This window comes from Pseudomonas sp. AU12215 (genome assembly GCF_001675465.2).
Lineage (GTDB): Bacteria > Pseudomonadota > Gammaproteobacteria > Pseudomonadales > Pseudomonadaceae > Pseudomonas > Pseudomonas nitroreducens.
The window spans coordinates 1-26,311 of sequence record NZ_MACM02000181.1; the positions used below are offsets into that span (position 1 = coordinate 1).

A 26,311-nucleotide genomic window follows, 5' to 3' on the forward strand; every position below is an offset into this window, starting at 1 on the left:
GCATCAGCCGCCCCGCCGCATCTCGGCTAAGGTGACTGAACCCGTTCCGCGGATTCATCCATGGCCGACCCCCAAAGCTGGCGCCAGCGCCTCTACGTCATCATCTTCCAGTCCGACACGGTCGCCGGCCGGCGCTTCGACAGCGCGCTGCTGATCGTCATCCTCGCCAGCCTGCTGGTGGTGATCCTCGACAGCGTCGACGAGATCAGCAACGCCTACGGCGGCCTGCTCAGCGACATCGAGTGGGTGATCAACGGCCTGTTCCTGATCGAATACCTGCTACGCCTGTACTGCTCGCCCAAGCCCCTGCGCTATGCCCTGAGCTTCTACGGGCTGGTCGACCTGCTGGCGGTGCTGCCGGGGGTGATCGCCATCTTCTACCCCAACGCCCAGTATCTGCTGGTGATCCGTATCGTGCGGGTGCTGCGCATCTTCCGCATCCTCAAGCTGCGCCAGTACCTGCGCCAGGCCGACTTCCTGCTCACCGCCCTGCGCGGCAGCCGGCAGAAGATCACGGTGTTCTTCGTCTCGGTGATGAGCCTGGTGACGGTGTTCGGCTCGCTGATGTACGTGGTCGAAGGCCCCGAGCACGGCTTCACCAGCATCCCCCGTGGCATCTACTGGGCCATCGTCACCCTGACCACCGTGGGCTTCGGCGACATCACCCCGAAGACGCCGCTGGGCCAGGCCATCGCCAGCCTGGTGATGCTCACCGGCTACTCGATCATCGCCGTGCCCACCGGCATCTTCAGCGCCGAACTGCACAACGCCATGCGCCAGGAACGCCCGCCAGGGCAACTGGACAAGCCTTGCCCGGCCTGCGCCAAGGCCAGCCACGAGGCCGAAGCGGCGTTCTGCTCGCGCTGCGGCAACGCGCTGTTCCCAAGGGCGGGTGACACTGCCAGGGGCTGACCCAGGTAACCGTTCGTCGCCCATCGCGGCATGAATTCACCCAGTCTCAACCCGTTGCCTGCGCCCCCTTCGTCACAAGCGTCATGGACGGACGCCATGGTGGCGTTCCGCAGTGTCGGTCGCCTTCCAGGCCCCGAGGTGAGCACATGCCCTTTCGACTCCATCCACTGATCCTCGCCATGACCGGTGCGCTGGCCAGCACCTCGCTGCTGGCCGCGCCACAGGTGGCCGACAGCCGCATCAGCGCGGTGACCGTCTACACCGACCGCGCCATCGTCACCCGCACCGCCACCCTGCAGCTGCCCGCCGGCCAGCACGAGATCGCCCTGGAGCAGTTGCCCCTGCGCATCGATGACAACAGCCTGCAGGCCTCGCTCAGTGCCAGCGCCGCCGCGACCCTGCTCGACGTCAGCAGCGCGCCGCAGGTTTCACCGCCCTCCGAGGACAACCGCCTGCAACAGCTGGACGCGCAACTGCGCGACCTCGAACGGCAGGAGCGCGAGATCAGCGACCGCGGCAGCGTGCTGGAAAACCAGAAGCAGTTCCTCGCCGACATCCAGGCCAGCAGCACCAAGCCGGGCAAGAACCAGGCACTGCTGAGCATCGACGAACTGAAGAACCTGCTGCAGATGAGCGAAGGCAACCTGGGCCGCATCCTCGACGAGCAGCGCAAGCTCGACCAGCAGGGCGAGGAACTGCAGCAACGCAAGCAGGAACTGGAGAACCAGCGCAGCCACCTGGCCGGCGACGGCACCCACTACAAGCGGGCCATCCTGCGCGTGGCGCTGGAGAAGCCGGCACAAGTCCAGCTGCAGCTCAACTACACGCTCTACGATGCCTCCTGGCGCCCGGCCTACGACGCCCGTCTGCGCGACGGTGAGGACAAGATCGAATTGACCTACCAGGGCATAGTCCGGCAGAGCAGCGGCGAGGACTGGACGGACGTCGACCTCACCCTGTCCACCGCTCGCCCCAACCTGGGCAGCAGCGTGCCGGCGCTGTCGCCATGGTTCGTCGAGACCTTCGATCCACGCACGGTAATGCCCGCCCGCCCCGCTCCAGCACCGGCCGCACCGATGATGGCGATGGAAGCGAAGAAGGCCCAGCGCTTCGTCGCGGACGAACAGGCCGTGGCCGGTTCGCTGGCGGAAATGCCTGTCGCCGTCGCCGACGTCAGCGGTGCCACCACCAGCGCCTCCTTCCATATCCCGACCCGCGCCACGCTCAACAGCGATGGCAGCTCGCAGAAGGTTTCCATCGCCCAGTTCAAGCTGCCGGCGACCTTCCGCTACCTGGCCACGCCATCACTGCGCGAAGCCGCGTACCTGCAGGCCGATACCCGCAATGCCAGCGACTACCCACTGTTGCCCGGGACCCTCAACACCTACCTGGGCAATACCTTCGTCGCCAGCGGCCAGTTGCGCGCGGTGATGCCGGGCGAGACCTTCGAGCTGGCCCTGGGCGGCGACGAAGCGATGTCGATCAAGCGCAAGCTGGTCAACCGCTACACCGACTACACCGGCCTCACCGGCGGCCGCAAGCGCGTCACCTACGAGTTCCGCATCGACGCGCAGAACAACCACAAGACCGAGCAGCGCCTGCAGTTCAAGGACCAGCTGCCGATCTCGCGCAACGAGCAGATCAAGGTCGCCCTGCTGGAGCCCGAAGGCCAGGAGGCCAGGCGCGAAGACGACGGCAAGCTGCTGTGGGACTGGCAGCTGAAACCGGGCGAGAAACGCAGTACCACCCTCAAGTTCAGCGTCGAGTATCCCAAGGAGCTGGAAGTCAGCGGGCTGGAATGACGACTGCCGGTGCAGCCCTTGCCCGGCCGGCCTGCTAGGCTGCCGGGCAACTTTCCTCTTCGTGGCATGCGCAACAGCGCGGCGCGGGAAACGGCTCGCCGCATAAGCAAATAGCCTTTAAGTATTTAATTGCCATATAACCTGTCGGCATAATCGACGCCCAACAACACTGCCAAAAGGAACTGCTCGTGAAACGTCTGTTCAGCGCCTCGCTGCTGGCCGCCGGCCTTGCCCTGGCCTCCGCCGCCCAGGCCGCCCAGCCCCTGCTCAACGTCTCCTACGACGTGATGCGCGACTTCTACAAGGACTACAACGCCGCCTTCCAGAAACACTGGCAGGCCGAAAAAGGCGAGAAGGTCACCATCCAGATGTCCCACGGCGGTTCCAGCAAGCAGGCCCGCGCCGTGATCGACGGCCTGCCGGCCGACGTCATCACCATGAACCAGGCCACCGACATCGACGCCCTGGCCGACAATGGCGGCCTGGTGCCGAAGGACTGGGCGACCCGCCTGCCGAACAACAGCGCGCCTTTCACCTCCGCCACCGTGTTCATCGTGCGCAAGGGCAACCCGAAGGGCCTGAAGGACTGGGACGACCTGGTGAAGCCGGGTATCCAGGTCGTGGTGCCGAACCCGAAGACCTCGGGCAACGGCCGCTACACCTACCTCTCTGCCTGGGGCTACGCGCAGAAGCACGGCGCCGATGAAGCCAAGGCCAAGGAATTCGTCGCCCAGCTGTTCAAGAACGTCCCGGTGCTGGACACCGGCGGCCGCGCAGCGACCACCACCTTCATGCAGAACCAGATCGGCGACGTGCTGGTGACCTTCGAGAACGAAGCCGAGATGATCGCCCGCGAGTTCGGCCGTGGAGGCTTCGAAGTGGTCTACCCGAGCGTCTCCGCCGAAGCCGAGCCGCCGGTGGCGGTGGTCGACAAGGTGGTCGACAAGAAAGGCACCCGCGCCGAAGCCGAGGCCTACCTGAAGTACCTGTGGTCCGACGAAGGCCAGACCATCGCGGCGAACAACTACCTGCGCCCGCGCAACCCGGAAGTACTGGCCAAGTTCTCCGACCGCTTCCCGAAGGTGGACTTCTTCTCCGTGGTGAAGACCTTCGGCGACTGGCGCACCGTGCAGAAGACGCACTTCGCCGACGGCGGCGTGTTCGACCAGATCTATACCCCGAACTGATCCATCGGGACGCCAAAGACAAAAGCCGGAGCTGCCCAGCAGCTCCGGCTTTTTTCATGCTCCGTTCATGCAACAGTGTGCCGGATGCCCCGGTTATCCCTTCCAGCCGGTCTCACGCAATGCCGCCAGCAAGAGCTCCCCGCTCAGCGCCGGCACCAGCACGCCGTCGTCGGTGCGCATGTCCTTGCCGGCCAGCAGCACGTTGACGATGGCCTCCTCCACCGCTTCCGCCGCGGCGGCGAACAGTGGCGAGATGTGGTCGTTGTTGACCATCTCCAGCGCCGTGGCGAACGGCAGGTTCTTGCGCCCGTAGTCCGCCGGCGGCAGGCCGCGGTTGCCGGTGGCGAAGGCAAGGAAGATGTCGCCGCTGGAATCGTCGGTCCCGCCACCAGTCCGGGCGATCCCCAACGAGGCGCGTTGCGCCAGGCGCTGGCACTGGTGCGGCAGCAACGGCGCATCGGTGGCCAGGATCACCACGATGGAGCCCATGCCCGGCGTGCCCTGTTCGGCGAAAGGCGACGACAGGTCGCCCAGCTGGCGGCCGACCGGGTAGCCGTCCACCCGCAGCTCACGGCGCTGGCCATGGTTGGCCTGCACCAGTGCGCCCACGGTCCAGCCGCCCTGCTCCGCCGGCAGCTTGCGCGAGGCCGTGCCGATACCGCCCTTGAACTCGTGGCAGATCATCCCCGTGCCGCCACCCACCGGGCCTTCCCGCACCGGGCCGGACTCGGCCGCGGCCAACGCCTCGCGCACCTGCTCGGCGCCCACATGCTGGCCCCAGATGTCGTTGAGCAGCCCATCGTAGGTTTCCATCACCACCGGCATGCACCAGTAGATGGACGGGTCGGCCAACTCGGCATGCTCGGCGGCGATCAGCGCATCGCGCACCACGCCCACACTGTGGGTATTGGTGATGGCGATGGGCGTGGTCAGCAGGCCCGCCTCGCGAATCCACTCCAGCCCCGTGGCGTCGCCATTGCCGTTGAGCACATGGCAGCCGGCAAAACAGGGTTGCTGGCGTGCCGCCCCCTCGCGCGGCTGGACCACCGTGACCCCGGTGCGTACGGCGCGCCCCTCGCGCTCGCCGATCAGGGTGCTGTGGCCGACGCGGATGCCGGGAACGTCGGTGATGGCGTTGAACTCGCCGGGCGTGCCCAGGCCGAGGGTGATGCCGAGTTGACGAGCGCGCATGCTGTCTCCTTGGTTGTCGAGCAGGGTTTCAGAGCTTCTGGAAGGCCGGGCTGAGCTTGCCGTAGGTGCTGTAGAGAATCACCGACACGGCCAGTATCCCGACAATGATCATGATGTCCCGCGAGGAAGCGTCCATCAGCAGGTTGAGCAACAGGTAGCCGGCGCCGACCACGGCCAGCATCGCCGGCAACGGCCACAGCGGCATGCGGTACGGGTGCTCGCGATCGCGGCGCAGCACGCGGCTGAACAGCGCGCAGAGCGCCACCACCAGGTAGACCATCACCAGCAGCAGCACGGTGAAGGAGGTCAGCTCCTCCAGGTTCGAGCTGAAGCTCAGCGCCGCCGAGGGCACCCCGAGGAACAGCGTGGCGATCCACGGCGACTCCCAGCGCGGATGGATGCGGGTGAAGGCGCGGTTCATCAGCGGCGTCCACAGCTCGTCGCGGCCGCTGCTGAAGATCACCCGGCCGACCTGGATGACGATGGCGACTATGGCGTTGAACACCGAGAGGAAGATGCCGGCGCTGACCAGCCGCGACAGCGTTTCGTTGCCGTGGGCGGTGAGCAGGTAGCCGACCGGGTCGGGGCTGGCGATCATATCTTTCAGCGAAGGCGCGCCCAGCAGCAGCGCGGTCAGCGGGACGATCTCGATCGCCACCACCAGCACCAGCGACCAGATCACCGCACGGTGTACGTTGCGGCCGCCGCACTTCATGTCCTCGGCCAGCAGCACCGCGCCGCCGAAGCCGTTGTAGGAGAACAGCGCGGTACCCACGGCGCCGACCACCAGCGCCCAGGGCGCGGCGGCCAGTATCCCGCCGTCGATGTGCTGCGGCTGCACCAGCACGCTCACCGGCTGGCTGACATGGCCGAAGCCGAGCACCACGATCACCAGCAGCGCCGCCACTTCGCAGAGCAGGAACACGCCAGTGATCCAGGCGTTCACGCGGATATTCAGGATGCCCAGCACGTAGCTGGCGGCGACTATCACCAGGGCCACGGTCTGGGTGTCGAAGTTCGTCCCCAGGGCGTTGTTGAGATAGGTCGCCGCCCCCGTCGCCAGTACCGGCGGGATGAACAGCAGCGAGACCAGTACGGTAAGGAAGGTGGCGTAGCCGGCGAGCCCGCCGAACACGCGCTTGGCGTAGACATACTCGCCGCCGGCGGAGCTGTGGGCCCGGCCCAGCTCGGCATAACACCAGGCGAACATCAGGGCCAGGAACCCGGCGAAGACGAACGCCAGGAAGGCCCCGCTGCCGGCCTGCTGGATGGCAAAGGGAGCGATGACGAAAACGGAGCTGGCGGGGGTGACCGCCGAGACGGTGATGGCGACTACGTCGAGCACGCCCAGGCTGGGCTTGAGCGCGCTCGCTGGCGCAGGGGAAGCGCTCATATCGTTGTTTCCTCGTGTTGTTATTGGTGGCTGAGGCAGGAACGAAGACCTTGATGCGCCCTCTGAGCGGGGCGCTGCGTGGGGTGCAGTCTGGGCATGGCGAGGGGGACGGCCAATCACCATTTGGGGTTACGCCCCCTTGACGGCGACGGGTTAAAAGGAGGAAACCGTGGGCCGACTCCTCCGCCCCTCTCAGAGAATCCCCTCGGATGCACAACCTGTTCCGCGAAGTCGGCATGCACGCCAACCTTGGTCGCGCCATCGAGCAGATCGGCCAGCCGCGCTTCTGGAAGCAACTGGTCCTGCTGCTGCACCAGTGGTTGCCGTTCGATAACGCCCTGGCGATGTTCTACCCGGCCAGCGGCACTCCGGTGGCGCTGGAGGAATACGATGCCGAGCCCACCGCCGGCCCAGCCGCCATGGCCATCTACCTGGACGGCCTCTACCAGCTCGACCCGTTCTACCAGGCCTGCCGCGAGGGCGTGCCCAGCGGGTTGTACCGGCTGGAGGAAATCTCCCCGGACCAGTTCCGCCAGAGCGAGTACTTCCTCAGCTACTTCCACGACAACGTGCTGGAGGACGAGGTGCAGTTCATCCTGCAGTTGCCCGGCCAGGGCGCGCTGTCGCTGTCACTGGGTATGCGCCGGCTGTTCGATGGCGAGCAGACCGGCCTGCTGGCGATGCTCTGCCCCTGGGTGCTGGCCTTGATGCAGCAGCACTGGCAGCAACGCAGCCAGCGCCTGCTGCCGGGCGCCAGCGACGGCGTGGCAGTGCAGGTACGTGACGCCCTGAGCCACTTCGGCGCGGGTGTGCTCTCCGAACGCGAACTGGAGATCGCCCGGCTGATCCTGCGGGGTTACTCCTCCAAGGCCATGGCCGAGCGCCTGGCGATCTCCCCGGAGACCATCAAGGTCCACCGCCGCCACCTCTACAACAAGCTCGACATCTCCTCGCAGCCGGAGCTGTTCTCGCTGTTCCTGCAGTCGCTGGGGCACGATCCGCAGAACCCCTGAGCGAACCTTGAACACCCGCCGCCATCCGCGCGGCTGATGCCGCACCATTCGCGCGTGCCGGGACACCCCGCTGGCGCTGCACGGACACTACCGCGTGCCCGTCAGGCTTCTAGACTGGATCGGTGCCATCCAGACACGCCACGACAATCACAAGAGAGCACAGCCTGATGAACGCACGCGCGAACTTCACCCACATGGAAGACGGCACCGCCGAGGACTGGGCGATCATCGCCAAGGACTTCGGCCAGTACGCCGCGCTTCTGCCCGACCGGATCATGACCCACCTGCGCCTGCTCGACGGCGACTTCGGCGGCTTCCCGGTAGACCGCCTGACCCACTCGCTGCAGACCGCCACCCTGGCCCACCGCGACGGTCGCGACGAGGAATACGTGGTCTGCGCCCTGCTCCACGACATCGGCGACACCCTCGGCTCGTTCAACCACGCCGACATCGCCGCGGCCATCCTCAAGCCGTTCGTCAGCGAGGAGAACCTGTGGATGATCGAGAAGCACGCGATCTTCCAGGGCTACTACTTCTTCCATCACCTGGGCCTGGACCGGCACCTGCGCGAGCAGTTCAAGGACCACCCGCAGTTCGAGCGGACCATCGAATTCTGCGCGCGCTACGACGCCGCCGCCTTCGATCCGGACGGCGAAGTGCTGCCCCTGGAGTTCTTCGAACCCATGCTGCGCCGGGTCTTCGCCCAGCCGCGCCGCTCGATCTACCAGAAGCCCGACGGCAGCATGGCCTGAGGGTCCCGAAGCGACCGGCGGTCCGCGACGAGCAGTCGCTAGCCGCCGCTGGCTCCGGGGTAGCGCATGGAATAAGATTCCCAAAATTCAGACGCGTAATTGGCCACAAGCCCACACGCATTAGGGAAGTTTCCTGCGCATGAAGCCTAACGTTCTCGAGCGATCCAGTAGTCCGCTCTCCCCCACCCCTCTGCGCGAATACCATTCCCGCGTGCTGGCCTATATCGCCATCGCCGCGACCATCACCGCCGGCACCTTCGCCAAGTACTTCGGCTACGACATCCTCTGGATGATCCCGTACGCCCTGCTCTACCCGCACCTGGCCCAGCAGGTCAGCCGCCGCTTCAAGCGCGACAACCCGCAGCGTACCCGCCTGGTGCTGCTGTTCATCGACGCGCTGCACGCCGGTATCGCCACCACGCTGCTGGGGTTCTCCGAGGTACCCAGCCTGATGCTGGTGCTGATCCTTTCCTTCTCGGCACTGATCATCGGCGGCCTGCGCTCGCTGGGGCTGGCGCTGCTGGTGGGGCTGAGCGCCTCGGTGCTGTCTGCGGCGCTGATCACTCCGGGCTACAAGGGCGCGACCCCTGCCATCGTTTCGCTGGTCAGCGTGCTGTTCTCGACCCTGTACATCTGCATCACCGCCTTCTTCGTGCACCAGCAGGGCCTGCGCCTGGCCCAGGCCCGCTCGGACATCACCCTGGAGCAGGAAAAGGCCGCGCGCCTGGCCAGCAACCTGGCCAAGTACCTGTCGCCGCAGGTGTGGGAGTCGATCTTCAGCGGCAAGCGCACGGTGCGCCTGGAAACCCAGCGCAAGAAGCTCACGGTGTTCTTCTCCGACATCAAGGGCTTCACCGAGCTGTCCGAGGAACTGGAAGCCGAAGCCCTCACCGACATGCTCAACAACTACCTCAACGAGATGTCGAAGATCGCCCTGAAGTACGGCGGCACCATCGACAAGTTCGTCGGCGACTGCGTGATGGTGTTCTTCGGCGACCCGGCCACTCAGGGCGCGAAGAAAGACGCCGTGGCCGCCGTGTCCATGGCGGTGGCCATGCGCAAGCACATGAAGGTCATGCGCCAGCAGTGGCGCGCCCAGGGCATCACCAAGCCGCTGGAAGTGCGCATGGGCCTGAACACCGGCTACTGCACCGTGGGCAACTTCGGCGCCGACACGCGCATGGACTACACCATCATCGGCCGCGAAGTGAACCTCGCCAGCCGCCTGGAAAGCGCCGCCGAAGCCGGCGAGATCCTCATCAGCCACGAGACCTACTCGCTGGTCAAAGACGTGCTGATGTGCCGCGACAAGGGGCAGATCGCCGTGAAGGGCTTCAGCAAGCCGGTACAGATCTACCAGGTGGTCGACTTCCGCCGCGACCTGGGCTCCAACCCCAGCTTCGTCGAGCACGAGGTGCCGGGCTTCTCCATGTACCTGGACACCAACAACGTGCAGAACTACGACAAGGAACGGGTCATCCAGGCGCTGCAGCAGGCGGCGGAGAAGCTCAAGGACAAGATCATTCTCTGATTCCTTTCCGCTTCTTCAGCGCATGCTTCTGCGTGCGCCTTTCTCGTTGATGCACACCCTCCCCGCTGGCGGCCGGCCAATCGCGAGCGGAGTCCGCTCCCATGCGCGCCGGGCGCTCCCTGGAATGTTGCAAGGCTGACGACGCCCCGTCCTGGCTGCACACGCCCGCAGCCACTGTAGGAGCGAGCTTGCTCGCGAACCCGCCCACCTCCAAAGCTGCCGGGAAACCGTTCGCGAGCAAGCTCGCTCCTACAAAACGCGCGCCGCCACCAACCACCCGCCCATAAAAAAGCCCGCTCAATCGAGCGGGCTGGAAAGGCTCCGGTGCTTCACGTTCACCGGGCCGAATTGCTCTTTGAAAAGCGCGTCAGGACGGCTGCAGCTCCGCGGAGTTGCCCGGGCCGGCGGCCAGTTCTGCGGACAGGGTCTTCTCGTCCAGCTGCTTGCACCACTTGGCGACCACGATGGTGGCCACGCCATTGCCGACCAGGTTGGTCAGCGCGCGGGCTTCGGACATGAAGCGGTCGATGCCCAGGATCAGCGCCAGGCCCGCCACCGGCAGGTGGCCAACGGCGGACAGGGTGGCAGCCAGCACGATGAAGCCCGAACCGGTGACCCCGGCGGCGCCCTTGGAGGCGATCAGCAGGACGACCAGCAGGGTCAGCTGGTGGGTGATGTCCATCGGAGTGTCGGTGGCCTGGGCGATGAACACGGCGGCCATGGTCAGGTAGATCGAGGTGCCGTCCAGGTTGAACGAGTAGCCGGTCGGGATCACCAGGCCGACGACGCTCTTGTCGGCGCCCAGTTTTTCCATCTTGGCGATCATGCGCGGCAGGGCCGATTCGGAGGACGAGGTGCCCAGCACGATCAACAGTTCTTCGCGGATGTAGGAGATGAAGCGCAGGATGCTGAAACCGTGGGCGCGGGCGATGCCGCCCAGCACGATCAGCACGAACAGCAGGCAGGTGACGTAGAAGCACAGCATCAGCTGGCCCAGCTGCACCAGCGAGCCGAGGCCGTAGGCACCGATGGTGAAGGCCATGGCACCGAAGGCACCGATGGGCGCGACCTTCATGATCACGTTGATGATGTTGAACATCACGTGGGTGATGCGATCGATGAACTCGAACACCGGCTTGCCGTAGTCACCCAGGCGGTGCAGCGCGTAGCCGAACAGCACGGAGAAGAACAGCACCTGGAGGATGTCACCGTTGGCGAAGGCGCCGACCACGGTGCTCGGGATGACGTTCATGAAGAAGTCGATGGTGCTCTGCTTCTCGCCCGAAGCGATGAAGCCGGTTAGTGCCGCGTTCTTGTTCATTTCGGCGGTCAGCGTGGCGACGTCGGCGTGCATGCCGGCGCCCGGCTGGACGACGTTGACCACGACCAGGCCAATGATCAGCGCGATGGTCGAAACGATTTCGAAGTACAGCAGCGCCATGCCACCCGTCTTCCCCACGGCCTTCATGCTCTGCATGCCGGCGATACCGGTAACCACGGTGCAGAAGATGATCGGCGCGATGGCCATCTTGATCAGTTTGACGAAGCCATCGCCCAGCGGCTTCATCAGTTTGGCGGTGTCGGGGTAGAAGTGGCCGAGTGCGATACCGATGGCGATGGCGATCAGTACCTGCACATACAGGCTTTTGTAGAAGGGTTGCTTGGTCATGGCAGCTTTGTCCTCTGGGCCTGCGCTCCGGGGGAGGCGCAAGACCGAACGCGTTATCTCCCTGCAATGGGAGAATTTGTTTTCAGGGCATGCCAGACGGCAGGCCTTGCTTGCCTATCGCAAGTGCTGTGCCAGACCTTTAGAAAATATGTAACCCCTTTAAATTCAACGGCTTCCGTAAAAAGTCAGGGCACGGAAGGCGCCGAATCTGGCGGAAACCCGCCTCCTCGCTGGCGGGTTTCCCGCCCTCTGGCGGGTATCCGCCACGGCCTTCGTACCGTAGATTGTAGAACTCCGATCAGGTTCGATCGGGTTTGCCGCACTGTTCTTTCGGACATGCGGACAGAACAACAAGGACCGCTCATGCGTGAACGCACCATTGCCAGCCATTTCGTCCGCGCCGCCGTCCATGGCGCCCAGCGCAAGGGCCTCGACGTCCAGGCGCTGCTGCGCGACGCCGGCATCGTCCCGGCCATCCTCGACGAACCTCGCGCACGGATCGATCCCGAGCAGTTCAGCCGGCTGATGCAGACCCTCTGGGAAGCGCTGGACGACGAATACATGGGTTTCGGCAGCCTGCCGAGCAAGCGCGGCACCTTCGCCATGATGTGCAACGCGATCATCCACTGCCGCACGCTGGAGAAGGCGCTGGGCCGCGGTTCGCTGTTCTACGGGTTGTTTCCCGAGGCGCCGCGGATCGAGCTGGTGCGCGACGGTGACCGCGCCCGGCTGACCCTGGACGAGACCCACCTGCGCGACCCGGACCACTTCCTTGCCGAGAGCCTGCTGCTGATCTGGCATCGCCTGGCCAGTTGGCTGATCGGCCAGCGCATCCGCCTGGAGGAAGCCACCTTCAGCTACCCGCCGCCCGAGCACCAGGCCGAGTACGACCTGCTGTTCCCCTGCCCTCGCCGCTTTTCCGCCGGCAGCACCAGCCTGCTGTTGCAAGCGCGCTACCTGGACATGCCGCTGCTGCAGGACGAGCGCACGCTCAAGCACTTCCTCAAGGACTCGCCCGCCGACCTGCTCGCCCGCCCCGACGGCGGCGACAGCCTGACCAGCCAGATCCGCCGCCTGCTCGGCCGCGACTGCCGCCGCTGGCCGGACCTGGAGCAGGTCGCTGCGCAACTGCACATGAGCCCGCAGACCCTGCGCCGCCATCTGCGGGAAGAAGGGCCAAACTTCCAGGAGTTGAAGGACCAGCTGCGCCGCGACCTGGCGATCTACTACCTGGGCCGCGACGAGCACTCCATTCAGGATATCGCCGACCAGCTCGGTTTCTCCGAGCCATCGGCGTTCCACCGGGCGTTCAAGAAATGGACGGGACTGACGCCGGGGGCGTATCGGGCACAGCAGGGGGAATGAGACGAAGGCACGATCTCGTCTGCGGGGGCGCGGTGCGATGAGTGTTCGCGCCGACTCTCGATCAACCCTGCAGGCGAATGCGGAAGCAAGCGCCGCCCAGCGCGGAATCCTCCAGCGCCAGCTCGCCGTCGTAGCTGTCGATGATGTCCTTGACCACCGCCGTGCCGATGCCCTGGCCGGGATGCTGGGTATCCAGGCGCTCGCCGCGCTTGAGGATGCGCTCGCGCTGGCTGGCGGGAACACCGGGGCCGTCGTCCTCGATGATCAGTTCGAACATTCGACCCTCCTTGCGCGCGCTGACCTTCACCGTGGTCAGGCACAGGCGATAGGCGTTCTCCAGCAGGTTGCCGAGCATCTCCAGCAGCGCGCCCTTTTCCAGCGGCAGGGCCAGGCCCGGCGGGATATCACGTTCGAGCTTCACGCGCTTGTCGTGGTAGACCTTGTCCAGCGCACCAGCGATGGTATCCAGCAGCGGATCGAGGGCCGCGCGGTGGCGAATCAGGCCACTCTTGCGCAGGGTCGCGCGCTGCAACTGGTAGCCGATCTGCTGGCTCATGCGCTCGATCTGGGTCTGCAGCACCTGCATCTGCTCGCGGTTCTGCGGCTGGTCGGCGAGGGTTTCGCTGACGCCCTGCAGCACCGCCAGCGGAGTCTTCAGGCTGTGAGCGAGGTCGCCCAGGGAATTGCGATAGCGCTCGCGCTGGGCGCGCTCGCTTTCCAGCAGGCGGTTGACCGAGTCGGTCAGACGCAGCATCTCGGCTGGATGGTCATCGCTCAGGCGTTCGCGATCACCGGCCTCGATCTGGTCCAGCTCCGAGCGCAGCCCGCGCATGGAGCGAAAGCCCCAGCCCAGGCCGAGCCAGAGCAGGCCCAGCAGCAACAGAAGCGCGCCGCCGAGCCAAAGGTAGAGCTGGTCGCGGAAGCCACTGACCAGTTCGCGGAATTCGCTCTCCGGCTGCATGGTGACGATGCTGTACGCAGCACGCTTGCCACCGAGCAGGTCAATCTCCACGTCATAGACGAAGAACTCCTGGCCAGAGGCATCGCGGATGCGGGTGAACTCGTCGATCATGCCATCGTACTTGGGTGAGTAGTCGACGCTCTCGTCCTGGGCCGAGGTGGAACGCCAGACCAGCTTGCCGGACTGGTCATAGATGAAGCCCAGCAACTTGGATTCGGGAAGGTTGAAGTCCTCCACCGGCAGATGGTCGGGCATGCTCAGGACTTCGCCTTCGATACGCGCCGAGGACACCAGGGTCGCCACGTCCGCCGCCAGGCGTTGCTGGATGGCATTCTCCAGGGCGATGCTGAATGCCCGCTGGAGCGCCGGCAGCAACGCGGCCATGAACAGCACGGCGAGAATCGCCGCACCGATCATCAGGCGCAGGCGCAGCGAGCGGATCATTTACACAGCTCGTTGAAGATGTAGCCCTGGCCGCGCACGGTATCGATCGGTTTGAAGCCCGCTGCGCTCTCCAGCTTGCGGCGCAGGCGCCCGACCAGTACCTCGATGACGTTCGGGTCGCGCTCGTCGTCGTCCGGGTAGAGCTGCTCGATCAGGCGCTCCTTGGCGACCACCTGCTGATGATGGCGCATGAGGTATTCGAGGATGCGGTACTCGAAGGCAGTCAACTGCAGCGACTCACCGTTGACCAGCGCCTGCTTGCGGTTGATGTCCAGCACCAGCGGGCCGGCCTCGATGCTCGACTGGGCGAAGCCGCTGGAGCGGCGCAGCAGCGCGTTCAGGCGGGCCTCGAGTTCTTCGAACTGGAAGGGCTTGACCACGTAGTCGTCGGCGCCGGCGGCCAGGCCTTCGACCTTGTCCTGCCAGTTGCCGCGAGCGGTGAGGATGAGGATGGGGAAGGTCTTGCCCTGGCTGCGGAATTCGCGGATCAGGTCCAGCCCGCTCATACCGGGCAGCCCAAGGTCGATCATCGCCAGGTCGTGATGGTATTCGGCGGCGCGGTACAGCGCCTCTTCGGCATTGGCGACCGCATCGACCACATGGCCTTGCTCGCCGAGCCGGGTGTACAGGTGATGGCGCAACAGCGCCTCGTCTTCCACCACCAGCAGTTTCATGCGCGTGCTCCCTGAGTCAGGCAACCGGGCCACGCGAGGCCCGGTTGCGGTACCGGTCAGAACTTGTAGTTGGCGCCCAGGTAGAACTGGGAGCTGCTGTGCAGGTCAAGGGATCCCACCTTGCTGCCACCGTGCGGGCTCATTTCGGTACTCGCGTTGGTACGCAGGTAACGGTAGCCGCCTTCCACGGATGCGTTCTTGCCGAGTTCCTGGAGGATACCGGCTTGGGCGCCGATGGCGTAACCCACGTCACTGTCGCGGCTGTAGCCCTTGGAGTCCTGCTCCAGCTTGACCAGGCCGGCGGTGCCGCCGCCGAACAGCTTGGTGCCCTGGTCGCCCAGCGGCAGGAAGGCGTCGTAGCTGCCGAGCAGGTTCTGCTGGCGCAGCTTCAGGCCGTTCTCGGTGTCGGAGACGTTTTCATAGGTGACGTAGTAGCGGCCCTGCTCCATCTGCTGGCCGGCGCGCACGCCCCAGGTGCCACTGTTGTTGATCACGCTGTCGAACTTGGGATTGTTCAGGTTGCGATTCAGCGCATCGGATTTCTGGATGTTGTTGCTGGTTTCGCCCCAGGTCATGCCGACGAAGGTGTCGGCGGCGTTGGCGGCAGTAGCGGCGACACTGGCACCGAGGATGGCGCTGGCGAGGGCGATTTTCTTCATGGCTTTCATGGGGATTCTCCCGTCAGAGGTCAGTAATGGGTTGACGGGGAAAAGATTACGAGGAGGGCTCTGAACGGAACCTGTCAGAGCGCTGAACCATCGCTGAACGAAAGCGCTGTATGAAAAAAGAATAACGCTCGTAGGCCTTTGCCCACACACAGCGCAGAGACTAGGCTCATTCCCAGTCGTTGGCGGGAGGCTGACCAAATGACTGAAGAGACCGGACCCGGCACGGAAAAAGGCAAGGAAACCCGGCTGTTCCTGTTCCTCGTGATCTGCCTGTTCCCTCTGCTGTCCGTGGCCATTGTCGGCGGCTACGGCTTTATCGTCTGGATGGTCCAGCTGGTGGCGGGGCCGCCCGGCCCGCCGACGTAGAGGTGCCACGATGTTCGCCCGACGCGCCCTGCTGCGGCGCCTGGGCGGTGCGCCTGAAGTACGTCGCCCGCCATGGACCGCCACCGCCAGCGAATTTCTCGAAGGCTGCACACGCTGCAATGCCTGCATCGACGCTTGCCCCGAGCAGGTGTTGCGCATCGGCGACGGCGGCTATCCGCAGCTGGACATCACCAACGCCGGCTGCAGCCTGTGCGGTGCCTGCGCACGCGCCTGCGAAGCCGAGGTGTTCGACCTGAGCCGCGAGGCGTTTCCCTGGCGCGCGCAGATCGACAACCACTGCCTGGCCCGCGCCGGCATCCACTGCCGCAGCTGCGACGACGCCTGCGAACCACGCGCCATCCGCTTCCGCCCGCAACTCGGCGGCCCCTCCCTGCCTACCCTCGACCCGACCCTGTGCACCGGCTGCGGCGCCTGCGTCTCGCCCTGCCCCGGCAACGCCATCCACCTGAACCGTGAGGCCCACCATGCCTGAGACCCAGATGCCCGAGAGCATCCAGATCGCCAGCCTGATCGTGCACACGCGCCCCGAGCTGCTCGAAGCGGTGAAGGCCAACCTGCTGCGCCTGCCGAACCTGGAAGTCCATCAGCAGAGCGCCCAGGGAAAGCTGGTCGTGCTGCTCGAAGCCGAGCATGAGGCAAGCATCCTCGACAACCTCAATGCCATCCAGAACCTGCCCGGCGTTCTCAACGCGGTGCTGATCTACCACGAAGTCGTCGAGTCGCCGGAAGCCCTGCAGAGAGAACCCCAACCCGAGCTGGCCCAGGCCGGAGGTGTACGATGAACCTGACCCGCCGCCAGTTCGCCAAGGCCAACGCCGCCGCCATTGCCGCGGCCGCCGCCGGCCTGCCGATCCTGAGCTCCGCCAGCAACCTGGTCACCGAGGCGGACATGACCCGCCTGGACTGGAACAAGGCGCCATGCCGCTTCTGCGGCACCGGCTGCAGCGTGATGGTCGCCACCCGCGACAACAAGGTGGTCGCCACCCACGGCGACATCAAGGCCGAGGTCAACCGCGGGATCAACTGCGTGAAGGGCTACTTCCTGTCCAAGATCATGTACGGCAGCGATCGCCTGACCCGGCCGCTGCTGCGCATGAAGGATGGCAAGTTCGACAAGCAGGGCGAGTTCCAGCCGATCAGCTGGGACGCCGCCTTCGACATCATGGCCGAGAAGTTCAAGGCCGCACTCAAGGCCAAGGGCCCCACCTCGGTGGGCATGTTCGGCTCCGGGCAATGGACGGTCTGGGAAGGCTACGCCGCCAACAAGCTGTTCAAGGCCGGCCTGCGCAGCAACAACATCGACCCCAACGCGCGGCACTGCATGGCCTCGGCGGTGATGGGCTTCATGCGCAGCTTCGGCATGGACGAGCCGATGGGCTGCTACGACGACATCGAGGCCACCGACACCTTCGTGCTCTGGGGCTCGAACATGGCCGAGATGCACCCGGTGCTCTGGTCGCGGGTCACCGACCGCCGCCTGAGCGCAGGGCAGGTCAAGGTGGCCGTGCTGTCGACCTTCGAGCATCGCAGCTTCGACCTGGCCGACATCCCCATGGTGTTCAAGCCGCAGACCGACCTGTACATCCTCAACTACATCGCCAACCACATCATCGAAAGCGGCGCGGTCAACCGCGATTTCGTCGACAAGCACACCCGCTTCGCCCACGGCGCCGAGGACATCGGCTACGGCCTGCGCCCGGACAACCCGCTGGAGAAGAAGGCGAAGAACGCGGACAAGGCCAACACCTGGAGCGACATCGGCTTCGACGAATTCGCCGCCTTCGTCAAACCCTACACGCTGGAGCGCACCGCCAAGGAAACCGGCGTGCCGGCCGAGCGCCTGAAGGCCCTCGCCGAGCTTTACGCCGACCCGAAACGCAAGGTGGTGTCGTTCTGGACCATGGGCTTCAACCAGCACACCCGCGGGGTCTGGGCGAACAACCTGATCTACAACATCCACCTGCTCACCGGGAAGATCAGCGAGCCGGGCAACAGCCCCTTTTCGCTCACCGGCCAACCCTCGGCCTGCGGCACCGCGCGCGAGGTCGGCACCTTCGCCCACCGCCTGCCGGCGGACCTGGTAGTGACCAACCCGAAACACCGCGAAACCGCCGAGAAAATCTGGAAAGTGCCCGCCGGCACCATCCAGGAAAAGATCGGCTTCCACGCCGTACAGCAGAGCCGGATGCTCAAGGACGGCGTGCTCAACGTCTACTGGACCCAGGTCTGCAACAACATGCACGCCGGGCCGAACATCATGCAGGAGGTGCTACCGGGCTGGCGCAACCCGGAAAACTTCGTGATCGTCTCCGACGTCTACCCCACCGTTTCGGCACAGGCGGCGGACCTGATCCTGCCCAGCGCCATGTGGGTGGAGAAGGAAGGTGCTTACGGCAATGCCGAACGCCGTACGCAGTTCTGGCACCAGTTGGTGAAGGCACCGGGCGAGGCGAAATCCGATCTCTGGCAGCTGGTGGAGTTCTCCAAGCGCTTCACCACCGACGAGGTCTGGCCCGCCGAGCTGCTGGCGAAGGCGCCGCAACTCAAGGGCAAGACGCTCTACGAGGTGCTGTACAAGAACGGCCAGGTGGACGCGTACGACAACGACGAGATCACCAAGGGCTTCGAGAACGACGAGGCCAAGGCCTTCGGCTTCTACATCCAGAAGGGGCTGTTCGAGGAGTACGCCAGCTTCGGCCGTGGCCACGGTCACGACCTCGCGCCCTTCGACGCCTATCACGAGGCGCGCGGCCTGCGCTGGCCGGTGGTCGACGGCAAGGAGACCCGCTGGCGCTACCGCGAGGGCTACGACCCCTACGTCACCGCCGGCAGCGGCGTACAGTTCTACGGCTACCCGGACAAGAAGGCGATCATCTTCGCCCTGCCCTACGAGCCGCCGGCCGAGGCCCCGGACAAGGAATATCCCTTCTGGCTCTCCACCGGCCGCGTGCTCGAACACTGGCACACCGGTTCGATGACCCAGCGCGTGCCGGAGCTCTACAAGGCCGTGCCCGACGCCGTGGTGTACATGCACCCCGACGATGCGCGCGACCTGAAGATGCGCCGGGGCAGCGAGGTGAAGGTGATCAGCCGGCGCGGCGAGATCCGCGCGCGCATCGAGACCCGCGGGCGCAACAAGCCGCCGCAGGGACTGGTGTTCGTGCCTTTCTTCGATGCCAACAAGCTGATCAACAAGGTCACGCTGGACGCCACCGACCCGATCTCCAAGCAGACCGACTACAAGAAATGCGCGGTGCGCATCGAACTGGTCAGCCTGGCCTGAGGAACGCGCGATGAAACCGATACTGCCCGTCCTGCTCCTGCTGCTCTTCGCCCTTCCGGCGCTGGCTGACGACGTCAACTACCCGCTGGACGCCCCGGCCCCGGATGGCCGCCGCCCCGGCGGCACCATCGCCGAAGACCGCCCGGCGCCGCCGCTCGCTGCCGACGAGAACAAGGACATCCGACGCGAACGCGCCTATCCGGAACAGCCGCCGACCATCCCCCATACCATCGCCGGCTACCGCATCGACACCAACTCCAACAAGTGCCTGTCATGCCACAGCCGCGCCAACAGCGCGCGGGTGCAGGCACCGATGATCAGCATCACCCACTACATGGATCGCGACGGCCAGGCGCTGGCGGCCGTGGCACCCCGGAGATACTTCTGCGTGCAATGCCACGTGCCGCAGAAGGACGTGCAACCGCTGGTGGGCAACACCTTCGAGGACATCGACAAGATCCTCCAGCGCGACGCGGCCGCCGGGAAGTCCGCCAGCAACGACGACGGCACATCCACCGGCAACCCCTGAGGAGGCGTCATGAAAGCACTATTCGCCTGGCTCAAGGGTTACTGGGTCGTCCTGCGCCGGCCCAGCGTGCATTACAGCCTGGGCTTCCTGACACTGGCCGGGTTCATCGCCGGGATCATCTTCTGGGGCGGCTTCAACACCGCGCTGGAGGCCACCAACTCCGAGCAATTCTGCACCTCATGCCACGAGATGCGCGACAACGTCTTTGCCGAACTCAAGGACACCATCCACTACACCAACCGTTCCGGTGTGCGCGCCACCTGCCCGGACTGCCACGTGCCGCACAAGTGGACCGACAAGATCGCCCGCAAGATGCAGGCGTCCAAGGAGGTCTGGGGCAAGATCTTCGGCACCATCAACACGCGGGAGAAGTTCCTCGACCATCGCCGCGAACTGGCCGAACACGAATGGGCACGCCTGAAGGCCAATGACTCACTGGAATGCCGCAACTGCCACAACTTCCAGTTCATGGACTTCACTCGCCAGAGCCAGCGCGCCCGGCAGATGCACTCCACCGCCCTGGCCTCGGGCGAGGCCACGTGCATCGATTGCCACAAGGGCATCGCCCACCACCTGCCGGACATGACGGGGGTGAAGGGCTGGGATTAAGCCCTGCCTGACGCCCGATCACGGACAACGTTCGCTCCTACCTGGGCCTGCTCTCCCGTGGGGAGCGGACTCCGGCGACACCGACCCCATCTCCGCCACAAACGAAAAGCCCCGGCCAGTGCCGGGGCTTCACTTGAGTCAGAAAGGATCAATCAACCGCCCTTCAGCGCCTTCAGAATCTTTTGCCCTGCACGCCCATCTGCCGGCGTCAGGCCCAGCTTGTTCTGCTCCTGCTGGATCGCCTTGCGCGTCACGTCGCCGATCATTCCATCCGCCTGGCCGATGTCGTAGCCGCGCTGGATCAGCAGCTCCTGCAGCTCCTTGCGCTGCGCCCGGCTCAGCCCCGGATCGTCGGTCGGCCAGGGCGTGCGCAGGCCCTGCTCACCGCGCAGTCGATCAGACAGCAGGGCGATGGCCAGCGCATAGCTTTCCGCCGCGTTGTAGGAATAGATCGCGTCGTAGTTGCGCAGGACCAGGAAGGCCGGCCCGTTGGCGCCGGCCGGCAGCAGGATCGCCGCCTTCGAGTCGACGCTGGGGATCGGCTGGCCGTCGATGCGCTTCACGCCACGGCTGGTCCAGTCGGACAGCGCCCGGCGCTTGGTGCGCCCGGCCAGCGAGGCATCGAAGCCCGCCGGCAGTTTCACCTCGTAGCCCCAGGGCTGTCCTTCGCGCCAGCCAGCCTTGCGCAGGTAATTGGCAGTGGACGCCAGGGCGTCGGCGGTGCTGCCCACCAGATCGCGGTGGCCGTCGCCGTCGAAGTCCTCGGCGATGCGCGCATAGGTCGACGGCATGAACTGCGTCTGGCCAAAGGCGCCAGCCCAGGAACCAGTGATGCCGCTGTCACGGATATCGCCCTGCTGCAGCAGCTTCAGAGTGGCAATGAACTCGCCCTGGAAGAACGACTGTCGCCGCCCGTAGCAGGACAGCGTGGACAACGACACCAGCAGCGGGCGCTTACCGGTGATGCGCCCGTAATCGCTTTCCACTCCCCACACCGCGACCACAGCCGCCGGGTCGACCTGATAGCGCGCGGCGACCTTGCGCAGCAGGTCGGCGTGCTCGGCCATGCGCGCCTTGCCGTCGGCGACGCGCTGGTCGTCCACCAGCCCGGCCAGGTAGTCCCAGATCGGCGTGGTGAACTCTGGTTGCGCATCGAGCAGTGGCAGCACGGTCATGTCCGGCTGCAGGCCCTGGGTGAACTGCGCAAAACTGGCAGCGCTGACGCCCTTGGCCTGGGCAGCGCCCTGCAGGCGGTTCAGGCAGGAACCGAAATCGTCGCCCTGCGCGGCCTGCGCCAGTGCCGCCGGCAGCAGCAGGGACAAGGCCAGGGAAGCGCGACGCGCGATGGAGGAAGTCTTCATTGGTGTCGAATGCTCAGATCGGTGAAGGTAGCGCGCCCGCCCTCGCTGGCGGGCCCGCGCTTGTCCTGCAGGTAGAGGCCTGCCTTGAAGTACAGGCCCTGATAGGCCCATTTCGTATCCAGTTGCTGACTGACCTGGCCATCCTGGACCTGCACGCTCAGCACCCCGCTGCTGGACACGCCCAGCCGGTAGGTAAAGGTATCGCCCAGGGGAATGCCGTCATAGACGGTATAGGTGCGCGTGGTGATGTCATCCGGCCGATCGCGAACCAGCGCCTGTACCCGCGCCTTGTCCAGGCGCTGCTGGTAGACCAGCTTGACCAGCGGCAGGGCCTCGGCGCTGCCGCTGCCATTGCTGTGGATCTGCCCGATCACCATGCGCCGGCTGGACGGCACGGCCTCCACGCGCAGGGTGGCGACCATCTGGTTCTCCGCCAACGGGTAGCGCCAGGTCACCAGGCGGCCGTCCGGCCTGGTCTCGCGCAATTCGGTGCGGGGATATTCGCTGCCGCTGGTGTGAGCGCCGTTCACCGGCACCCAGAACTCCACGCCATCGGCGCTGCGGCGAAAATACGGGCTCTCGTAGTCACGGCCGAGTTTCGCCGTGGAAATGGTCGCGGCCGGGCCGCGTTGGGGAATGGTCAGATTCCAGGTGCTCAGGTCCAACATCGGCCTATCGCTTCGCGGGTCAGGACATGGGCGCAAGGGTAGACGAGGCTGCCGGACTTTTCACTTGTCCAGGCGTCTATCGTCCAGCCGGCAACCGCGCCCTTGAGCGGCTGCGCGTACGATACACGGGCGTTTTCCGCGTCAGCGGCTATCTTCAATGTTCCCCGCTCAGGAGTCTCGCCATGCGCCTGCTCACCGCCCTGCTGCTGTTCGCCTTCGCGGCCAGCGCTTCCGCCGCGATCAAGACCCAGGAAATTCCCTACGAATCCACTGACGGCACGAAGATGATCGGCTACTTCGCCTATGACGACGCCAAATCCGGCATCCGCCCCGGCGTCATCGTCGTCCATGAGTTCTGGGGACTGAACGACTACGCCAAGCGCCGCGCCCGCGATCTCGCCGCACTGGGCTACAGCGCACTGGCCATCGATATGTACGGCAACGGCAAGCACACCGACCACCCGAACGACGCCAAGGCCTTCATGGCCGAAGCGCTGAAGAATGCCGAGGCCGCCAAGGCACGCTTCCAGGCCGGGCTGGAACTGCTGAAGAAGCAGCCGCAGACCGACCCGAGCAAGATCGCCGCGATCGGCTACTGCTTCGGTGGCAAGGTGGTGCTGGACATGGCCCGCGCCGGCCTGCCGCTGGCCGGCGTGGCGAGCTTCCACGGCGTGCTGGCGACCCAGACGCCGGCGCAACCGGGGGCGATCAAGGCAAAGATCCTGGTCGAACATGGCGGCGCCGACACCCTGGTGCCGGCCGAGAGCGTCGCAGCCTTCAAGGCCGAGATGGACAACGCCAAGGCCGACTACAAGCTGGTGGTCCAGCCCGGCGCCAAGCACAGCTTCACCAGCCCGGACGCCGACAAGCACAAGGGCCATGGCCTGGACGTGGGCTACGACAAGACTGCCGACCAGAAGTCCTGGGCGGACCTGCAGGCCTTCTTCAAGGAAATCTTCGACGTAAAGCCCGAGGGCGCGTAAAAACTCCGGACAATAAAAAACGGGAGCCCATTCGGGCTCCCGCACTCAATCAAGTGTAAAGGTCGGAGCCCACCGTGGCGGCACTCCAACAACAACCTCACCTGCGTCCCCTTGGGAACGCGGGGCGCAGTGTGTCAAAGCTTGTCGGATGAATCCGTACGCCTTTGGTGAAGGTTTGCAAACGAATGTAAGTGCCGCGTGACTGGTGGGCCACGTTCTGGCGCGGCAGAATGTTCCCATGACCGCCCTTCCCGACTTCTGCACCCCACTCGACGCCGACTGGCCGCTACCCACTCTTCTGGACGGCTGCCAGATCCGCAGCACCCGTTTCGACCGCCAGCGTCTGCAGGCCGGGGACTTCGCGCTGAGCCGCATCGAGGCGCCGGCCAACATCCAGCGCTCCGTTGCCAAGCGTCAGGCCGAGTACCTGGCAGGGCGAATCTGCGCCCGTGAAGCGTTGCTGGCCGCAGGCAGCGCGGCCTGGGTACCCGGTACGGATGAAGAGCGAGCGCCGGTCTGGCCGGCAGGCTTCTGTGGCTCGATCACCCATGGCGACGGCTGGGCCGCGGCAATAGTCGCCCGTGACAGCTACTGGCGCGGGCTTGGACTGGACGTGGAAAACCGCCTGGAAACCACGCGAGCGGAGCGACTGGCCGCGGAAATCCTGACGCCGGACGAACTGGCGCGCCTCGACCCGCAGCAGGCGGCACTGCAGGTCACCCTCACCTTTTCCCTCAAGGAGAGCCTGTTCAAGGCGCTCTTCCCACTGGTGCGCAAGCGTTTCTACTTCGAGCACGCCGAGCTGCTGAGCTGGTCCGCCGGTGGCCACGCACGTCTACGCTTGCTCACCGACCTGTCCGAGGAGTGGCACCATGGCCAGGAGATCGATGGGCAGTTCAGCCTGTTCGATGGCCGTTTGTTGAGCCTGGTAGCGATTCCTTCGGTCAAGGGCAGCAAGCCAATCGGTCCGGCACGGCGCCAACCTGTAGGAGCGCGCCATGCGCAGGATCGCTGACATGGCTCGCTTGTCCCTATGAAATAGGCCCGGGCTCGGCCCTCCCCTGAAGGGAGAGGGAAATCCCAAGCACGAACTTTCGCAGACAGGTACTCCCGAGGGGAGCTTCTGAGCCAATCAGGCCAATAACGCCACCGACTTGATCTGCGCCCAAACCGCCTGCCCCGTCTGCAACCCGAGGTGGTCGTGGGAGTAGCGCGTGATGCGGGCGAGCAGAAGCGTTCCGGCCACGTCGAGTTTCACCAGCAGGTGCGCCGGGTTCTCCGTCGGCACGATCTCGACCACCGTCGCCGGCAAGACGTTGAGGATACTGCTGTGCGCCGCCGGCTCCAGGCTCAGACTGACATCCCGCGCCTGCACCTTGATGCGCAGCGCCCGGCCCTTGTCCATCGGTGCGTGGGCCAGGCGGATGCGTTGCTCGCAGTGCGGTAGCGCCAGGGTCAGCAGACCGTAGCCGGCGTTGTGCTCGAGCACCTGGCCGTCGATTACCACGCCGGCGTCTTCCAGGTGAGAGAGAGGCAGGTCGGTGCGCGCCAGGGTTTCCACCACCGGACCGCTGGCGATGGAGCGCCCCTGGTCCAGCAGCACCAGGTGATCGGCCAGCCGAGCCACTTCGTCCGGCGAGTGGCTGACGTAGAGGATCGGGATATCCAGTTCGTCGTGCAGGCGTTCCAGGTACGGCAGGATTTCCGCCTTGCGCTTGAGGTCCAGCGCCGCCAGTGGCTCATCCATCAGCAGCAGACGCGGGCTGGTCAGCAGCGCGCGAGCGATGCCGACGCGCTGGCGTTCGCCGCCGGAGAGATGCACCGGCATGCGCTCCAGCAGATGGCCAATCCCCAGCAGCTCGGTGGCCTGTTTCAGCGCCACGCGATGCTGGTCGCGCGGCACGCGCTTCATGCCGTAGGTAAGGTTGCGCTCCACCGACAGGTGCTCGAACAAGTTGGCGTCCTGGAATACATAGCCCAGCGCTCGCTTGTGCGGCGGCAGGAACACAGCGGTCTCGCTGTCCTGCCAGACCTCGCCATTCACCACCAGCCGGCCGAGCGGCGCGCGTTCAAGACCCGCCACGCAGCGCAGGCAGGTGGTCTTGCCGGAGCCGGAATGGCCGAACAGTGCAGTCACGCCCTTGCCCGGCAATTGCAGGTCGACGTCCAGGCTGAAGCCCGAATAGGCAATCTGGAAGCGGGCTTCGATGGCGCGCACGGGAATATCCTGCTGCATGCCCACCTCAGGCCCAGGCCGACCGGCCGCGGCGGCTCGCGTAGAGCGCCAGCAGGACGAAGAAGGAGAAGATCACCATGCCGCCGGCCAGCCAATGCGCCTGGGCGTACTCCATGGCCTCGACGTGATCGAATATCTGTACCGACACCACACGGGTCTTGCCCGGAATGTTGCCGCCGATCATCAGCACCACGCCGAACTCACCCACCGTATGGGCGAAGCCGAGGATGCTGGCGGTGATGAAGCCCGGCCGCGCCAGCGGCAGGACCACCGAGAAGAAGGTATCCAGGGGGCTCGCACGCAGTGTGGCGGCGGCCTCCAGCGGTTTGTCGCCGATCGCCTCGAAAGCGTTCTGCAACGGCTGCACCACGAAGGGCAGCGAATAGAATACCGAGCCCACCACGAGCCCGGCGAAGGTGAACGGCAGCCGCCCCAGGCCGAGGCTCTCGGTCGCCTGACCGATGAAGCCGTTGGGGCCCATGGTGATCAGCAGGTAGAAGCCGATCACCGTCGGCGGCAGCACCAGCGGCAGCGCCACCACCGCTCCCAGCGGACCTTTGAGCCAGGAGCGGGTGCGCGACAGCCACCAGGCGATCGGCGTGCCGATCAGCAGGAGGATCAGGGTGCTCAGGGCGGCCAGCTCGATGGTGAGCCGGATGGCCAGGAAATCCTCCTGCGTGAGGGGCATCGCTG

Annotated in this window: 25 protein-coding genes; 15 read left to right on the plus strand and 10 right to left on the minus strand. The window is 65.6% G+C overall.

Going from position 1 to position 26,311, the window contains the following annotated elements; genetic code table 11:
• The first annotated feature begins 60 nt into the window (after nt 1-60).
• The 3 genes from A9513_RS31230 to A9513_RS31240 all read left to right on the plus strand — a co-directional run bounded on the left by A9513_RS31230 (nt 61) and on the right by A9513_RS31240 (nt 3,901).
• Nucleotides 61-912 (plus strand): ion transporter, encoded by an 852-nt coding sequence (locus A9513_RS31230; protein ID WP_065086414.1) that lies wholly within the window; start codon nt 61-63, stop codon nt 910-912.
• Between the two features lie 146 nt (nt 913-1,058).
• On the plus strand, nt 1,059-2,714 hold the full coding sequence (locus A9513_RS31235) for a mucoidy inhibitor MuiA family protein (RefSeq protein WP_304362955.1): 1,656 nt from the start codon (nt 1,059-1,061) through the stop codon (nt 2,712-2,714).
• A gap of 188 nt (nt 2,715-2,902) precedes the next feature.
• Complete coding sequence (locus tag A9513_RS31240) at nt 2,903-3,901, plus strand: sulfate ABC transporter substrate-binding protein (protein ID WP_065086416.1); 999 nt, start codon at nt 2,903-2,905, stop codon at nt 3,899-3,901.
• 93 nt (nt 3,902-3,994) lie between these two features.
• On the opposite strand, the gene A9513_RS31245 is transcribed toward A9513_RS31240, so the two are convergent.
• Entirely contained in the window at nt 3,995-5,092 is a 1,098-nt protein-coding gene (locus A9513_RS31245) for a P1 family peptidase (protein ID WP_065086417.1), read from the minus strand.
• Between the two features lie 28 nt (nt 5,093-5,120).
• Nucleotides 5,121-6,485: an APC family permease gene (locus A9513_RS31250; protein ID WP_038803426.1), complete on the minus strand. Its 1,365-nt coding sequence runs from the start codon at nt 6,483-6,485 to the stop codon at nt 5,121-5,123.
• Between the two features lie 209 nt (nt 6,486-6,694).
• Between A9513_RS31250 and A9513_RS31255 the strand changes: the two genes are divergently transcribed.
• The 3 genes from A9513_RS31255 to A9513_RS31265 all read left to right on the plus strand — a co-directional run bounded on the left by A9513_RS31255 (nt 6,695) and on the right by A9513_RS31265 (nt 9,781).
• Nucleotides 6,695-7,498, plus strand: coding sequence for a helix-turn-helix transcriptional regulator (locus A9513_RS31255; protein ID WP_024763140.1), 804 nt, complete (start codon nt 6,695-6,697; stop codon nt 7,496-7,498).
• A gap of 167 nt (nt 7,499-7,665) precedes the next feature.
• Nucleotides 7,666-8,250: an HD domain-containing protein gene (locus tag A9513_RS31260; RefSeq protein ID WP_024763139.1), complete on the plus strand. Its 585-nt coding sequence runs from the start codon at nt 7,666-7,668 to the stop codon at nt 8,248-8,250.
• 139 nt (nt 8,251-8,389) lie between these two features.
• Nucleotides 8,390-9,781 carry an adenylate/guanylate cyclase domain-containing protein gene (locus tag A9513_RS31265; protein WP_038803425.1) on the plus strand — a complete coding sequence of 464 codons (1,392 nt, stop codon included), beginning with the start codon at nt 8,390-8,392 and terminating at the stop codon, nt 9,779-9,781.
• 367 nt (nt 9,782-10,148) lie between these two features.
• Here A9513_RS31265 and A9513_RS31270 read toward each other — a convergent pair whose 3' ends face one another.
• The gene (locus A9513_RS31270) at nt 10,149-11,450 is read right to left on the minus strand and encodes a dicarboxylate/amino acid:cation symporter (protein ID WP_024763138.1); all 1,302 of its coding nucleotides are present in this window, start codon (nt 11,448-11,450) and stop codon (nt 10,149-10,151) included.
• A gap of 363 nt (nt 11,451-11,813) precedes the next feature.
• Here A9513_RS31270 and A9513_RS31275 point away from each other — a divergent pair, with 363 nt between their 5' ends.
• Nucleotides 11,814-12,815 (plus strand): AraC family transcriptional regulator, encoded by a 1,002-nt coding sequence (locus tag A9513_RS31275; protein WP_024763137.1) that lies wholly within the window; start codon nt 11,814-11,816, stop codon nt 12,813-12,815.
• A gap of 61 nt (nt 12,816-12,876) precedes the next feature.
• Here the strand turns inward: A9513_RS31275 and A9513_RS31280 are convergent, their stop codons facing one another.
• The 3 genes from A9513_RS31280 to A9513_RS31290 are packed head-to-tail and all read right to left on the minus strand — an operon-like array spanning nt 12,877 to nt 15,562.
• The gene (locus tag A9513_RS31280; RefSeq protein WP_065086418.1) at nt 12,877-14,220 is read right to left on the minus strand and encodes an ATP-binding protein; all 1,344 of its coding nucleotides are present in this window, start codon (nt 14,218-14,220) and stop codon (nt 12,877-12,879) included.
• Nucleotides 14,217-14,894, minus strand: coding sequence for a response regulator (locus tag A9513_RS31285; RefSeq protein WP_037009287.1), 678 nt, complete (start codon nt 14,892-14,894; stop codon nt 14,217-14,219). The genes A9513_RS31280 and A9513_RS31285 overlap by 4 nt, the downstream gene beginning before the upstream one ends.
• Nucleotides 14,895-14,950: 56 nt before the next feature.
• Nucleotides 14,951-15,562 carry an outer membrane beta-barrel protein gene (locus A9513_RS31290; RefSeq protein WP_024763135.1) on the minus strand — a complete coding sequence of 204 codons (612 nt, stop codon included), beginning with the start codon at nt 15,560-15,562 and terminating at the stop codon, nt 14,951-14,953.
• 198 nt (nt 15,563-15,760) lie between these two features.
• Here A9513_RS31290 and napE point away from each other — a divergent pair, with 198 nt between their 5' ends.
• From napE to A9513_RS31320, 6 genes are read left to right on the plus strand one after another with little or no spacing between them, the layout of a single operon-like run.
• Nucleotides 15,761-15,928, plus strand: a complete 168-nt coding sequence (gene napE, locus A9513_RS31295) for a periplasmic nitrate reductase, NapE protein (protein ID WP_065086419.1) — start codon at nt 15,761-15,763, stop codon at nt 15,926-15,928.
• A gap of 10 nt (nt 15,929-15,938) precedes the next feature.
• The gene (gene napF, locus A9513_RS31300; RefSeq protein ID WP_065086420.1) at nt 15,939-16,421 is read left to right on the plus strand and encodes a ferredoxin-type protein NapF; all 483 of its coding nucleotides are present in this window, start codon (nt 15,939-15,941) and stop codon (nt 16,419-16,421) included.
• 7 nt (nt 16,422-16,428) lie between these two features.
• A complete protein-coding gene (locus tag A9513_RS31305; RefSeq protein WP_065086428.1) occupies nt 16,429-16,731 on the plus strand; it encodes a chaperone NapD in 303 nt (100 codons plus the stop codon).
• Nucleotides 16,728-19,232: a nitrate reductase catalytic subunit NapA gene (gene napA, locus A9513_RS31310; RefSeq protein WP_065086421.1), complete on the plus strand. Its 2,505-nt coding sequence runs from the start codon at nt 16,728-16,730 to the stop codon at nt 19,230-19,232. Before A9513_RS31305 ends, napA begins: the two co-directional genes overlap by 4 nt.
• A gap of 10 nt (nt 19,233-19,242) precedes the next feature.
• Entirely contained in the window at nt 19,243-19,761 is a 519-nt protein-coding gene (locus A9513_RS31315; protein ID WP_065086422.1) for a nitrate reductase cytochrome c-type subunit, read from the plus strand.
• Nucleotides 19,762-19,770: 9 nt separating this feature from the next.
• On the plus strand, nt 19,771-20,370 hold the full coding sequence (locus A9513_RS31320; protein ID WP_024763129.1) for a cytochrome c3 family protein: 600 nt from the start codon (nt 19,771-19,773) through the stop codon (nt 20,368-20,370).
• Between the two features lie 152 nt (nt 20,371-20,522).
• Here A9513_RS31320 and A9513_RS31325 read toward each other — a convergent pair whose 3' ends face one another.
• Nucleotides 20,523-21,731 carry a lytic murein transglycosylase gene (locus A9513_RS31325; protein ID WP_141678558.1) on the minus strand — a complete coding sequence of 403 codons (1,209 nt, stop codon included), beginning with the start codon at nt 21,729-21,731 and terminating at the stop codon, nt 20,523-20,525.
• Nucleotides 21,728-22,399: a polysaccharide lyase family 7 protein gene (locus A9513_RS31330; RefSeq protein WP_065086423.1), complete on the minus strand. Its 672-nt coding sequence runs from the start codon at nt 22,397-22,399 to the stop codon at nt 21,728-21,730. Before A9513_RS31330 ends, A9513_RS31325 begins: the two co-directional genes overlap by 4 nt.
• A 182-nt stretch (nt 22,400-22,581) precedes the next feature.
• Here A9513_RS31330 and A9513_RS31335 point away from each other — a divergent pair, with 182 nt between their 5' ends.
• Both A9513_RS31335 and A9513_RS31340 read left to right on the plus strand, forming a co-directional pair.
• Entirely contained in the window at nt 22,582-23,382 is an 801-nt protein-coding gene (locus A9513_RS31335) for a dienelactone hydrolase family protein (protein ID WP_065086424.1), read from the plus strand.
• A 238-nt stretch (nt 23,383-23,620) separates the two neighbouring features.
• A complete protein-coding gene (locus tag A9513_RS31340) occupies nt 23,621-24,397 on the plus strand; it encodes a 4'-phosphopantetheinyl transferase (protein WP_255302913.1) in 777 nt (258 codons plus the stop codon).
• A gap of 117 nt (nt 24,398-24,514) precedes the next feature.
• Here the strand turns inward: A9513_RS31340 and modC are convergent, their stop codons facing one another.
• A complete protein-coding gene (gene modC, locus A9513_RS31345) occupies nt 24,515-25,618 on the minus strand; it encodes a molybdenum ABC transporter ATP-binding protein (protein WP_037017925.1) in 1,104 nt (367 codons plus the stop codon).
• 7 nt (nt 25,619-25,625) lie between these two features.
• Nucleotides 25,626-26,306 (minus strand): molybdate ABC transporter permease subunit, encoded by a 681-nt coding sequence (gene modB / locus A9513_RS31350; RefSeq protein WP_037017928.1) that lies wholly within the window; start codon nt 26,304-26,306, stop codon nt 25,626-25,628.
• Nucleotides 26,307-26,311 lie beyond the last annotated feature (5 nt).